The organism is Leisingera sp., assembly GCF_034669605.1.
Lineage (GTDB): Bacteria > Pseudomonadota > Alphaproteobacteria > Rhodobacterales > Rhodobacteraceae > Leisingera.
Map to the genome: position 1 here is coordinate 1 of NZ_JAXMOX010000340.1, position 2688 is coordinate 2688.

Below are 2688 nucleotides of genomic sequence, written 5' to 3' on the forward strand. Positions count from 1 at the left end.
ACTATCTTCAGGGGCGGCACCCATTTCAGGGCCGAAATCCCCACGGCGCTGTAGCTGGCCGTGGTCTGGGCTTCTGTCCGTGCGGCCTGATAGGCGGTCATGGCCGCGTTGTTTCCCGAGGAAGCAATCAGCCGCTGCACCGCGCCGTCCAGCGAATTGACCAGCATGGTTTGCCGGATAGTTGCCTGAGCGCCGGCCGAGGTCATGCCGATGAAGTTCTGAAACTGATTGAGCGTCCTCCGCATATCGGCCGCCGACAACGCGGGATCTGCTGCAAAGTGGCTTTGGTCCATCGCTGCGGCCTTCTGGTAAAGGACGTTCTGCACTTCATTGTTGAGGCGGTTACTGATCTGCGGCCAGCCGTCCGCACAGGTCGTGGTTTCTTCAAGAACCGGATCATAGTAGGCCAGCGATTGCGGGACATTGGCGCCGATGTAGTTGACCAGGTTGCCTGCCTGCCCCAGCTCGCCCACATCGACAATGCCGATGTTTGAGCCATCGACCATGCAATTTTCCATGAAGTTCACGAGGGTTTCCTGAACAACCGGCGTAACCGAGCGCCAGCGGGCGGCCTGGCTCAGAATGGTGGAGCCAAAGAGCATTCCGGATTTCTGGTAGGTCAAGTTATCCGGCGCAGCGAGCAGCGTTTCCATCACATCGGTAAGCGAGGCGCTGGCCCTCGATGTCAGCGACCCGACCCAGGCCACGGACCACGGCACATTGTCCACGGTTCCGTAGATGCCAAGAGGCACAGTGGAATCCATGATGATCACCCGAGCCCTGGGGCCGAGGCCGACGGTGACCACCAGCAGGACGCCGATAAAATAGGTCACCGCCTGCCGCGCAGCGCCGAAGATCGCAAGATGGAGGCTTGCAGCCAGCACGCCCATGACGATCCCGCCATAGATCAGCGCCTCAAAGTTCCCGGAGCCGGTGAATGCTGCGAGGTAGTTGAAGACGTCATAGAGATAGTAGCCGCCGCCAACCGTGTGGATTTCGAGTTCGGGCATAGATCACTGCCCCCCGGTCTGATTGATGATGTTGCCGAAAATCGCGTTGGACGATGCAGCCAGTTCACCCCTGGCAAGGCTCAGACGCTCCAGGTTGCGCAGAGCTTCAGCGTATTTCCGCTGTGCAGACGCCCGCAGGTCCTGCAGCACGCCTTTGGTCTGGCGTACCGTGTCCTGAAACTCCCGGTTGATGTCACCGGCAATATCGACGTTGGCGGCCGAGTTCAGGATCTCGTTCATGCCCTCGTCAATGTAGGCAATTGCCAGATCGACCGCGACCAGCTCCGCCATCGAGTTGATGTCGTCCTGGACAAACTCGTATTTGTAGCTCTTGGCCGTAACCAGGTGCTTGTAGACCGGAATGGTGGTCAGGTTGATGAGCGCAATGGCCTCGTCCGGTGGGGCGGTATCGTTGCTGATAGCATCCGAAAGTCCCTGGATCGCTTCAGCCGTAACAGAAAACAGTGCATTGCGGGCAGCGATAGTCCTGTTACTGAAAACCGGGTGCAGGCAGTCATTTGTTTCATCGCACTGAAGGCTTTTGTAGGCGCCGCCCTCAACCAGGGATTTGGCAGCATCCGGCGATAGGGCACGCGGCGGAATGGTGCGGTGCGTCGGGCTTTCGTCATCATCTTCAGGCGACACGGTGATGATCGTGCCCGTGAGGGTCATGAAGAATTCTGCGATGCGCGGATTGGAAGCAAGGAAGTTGTTTTTCTTCACCGCGCGCCACGCATAGTTCACATCAGTTGGCACTTGCTCAGCTAAGGCCCCGCTTGCGCGCCCCAGCGTCGAGTTATGCTGGCCGCCAGTGCCGCAGCCGTGGCGGGAGGCAACGCGGTCTGCAAACCGGCCGGTATAACCGCCAATAGTCTGGCAGACGTGCTGGGATGCCCCGTCCATTTTAGGCCAGAGCGAGGCAGTGAGCAGTTGCCCTGCTTCGCAGGAATTGATGTTTCCCGCGTTCACCTGCTGGATCAAATCCCGCAGTTTGGCGACGATTTCCTGCACCGCAGGCGACAGGCTTTCCAGTGCCAGCTCGAATGCAAAACCGGCGGCGTTCTGCATAATCGCTTCCATGAGCGCGATAAGCTCCTCCTCGGTGATGAAGGAGAAGGCGCCGCCGAAGATGTCGATGCCGCCGCACCCCGCGCGAACGGAGGGCAGTTGAATGGCTGCAAGCTGGCTGTTGCGCGGCCGGGTGCGCAGATAGAGGGAGCCAAGCGTGGCATAGCCCGCCTGCTGGCCTTTATAGGCCGTCGGTTTTGTGACGTTCACACCGCCGCCAGTGCGCTCCCAGAAGTTCTTGAGATCGTTTCCGATGTCTGCACTGACGGGTCCTGCAGCAAGGAGCGCGGCCGCGGTCAAAAGGTTCAGAAGTTTGCGTTTCATTGGCCTGCCTCTTCCTGCTGATGGCTGTTGTCTGCCTCTTGTATTTTGGCTCCTGCGGAGGCGGCGGCTTGCTTGTCCGGCCCAAGGCAACCTTGCTGCGGGAGATCCGGCATCGCGTCCTCGTCAAGCCAGAGCCAAGCAGGATAGGTGCCTTCTGCAGCCACTTCGCGCAGGGCCGCGACTGCATTGGTGTCAGCGGCGGGATCAGCAACGAACAGCGATACCGGACTTTCCAGATCAGTCAGCACCGCGCAGGCAATCGGGGTTTCATGGTCGAGGGTGAACC

2 protein-coding genes and 1 pseudogene are annotated in these 2688 nt (G+C 59.7%); all 3 read right to left on the reverse strand.

Annotation, left to right across the window (positions count from 1 at the left end; translation table 11 throughout):
- Positions 1-1010: conjugal transfer protein TraG N-terminal domain-containing protein (locus VOI29_RS23885; protein WP_323784320.1), on the reverse strand; the 1010-nt coding region annotated here is incomplete at its 3' end.
- Positions 1011-1013: 3 nt separating this feature from the next.
- Complete coding sequence (locus tag VOI29_RS23890; RefSeq protein ID WP_323784322.1) at positions 1014-2378, reverse strand: conjugal transfer protein TraH; 1365 nt, start codon at positions 2376-2378, stop codon at positions 1014-1016.
- Positions 2379-2398: 20 nt separating this feature from the next.
- Positions 2399-2688 (reverse strand): annotated as a pseudogene (locus tag VOI29_RS23895) (hypothetical protein); the annotation flags it as partial.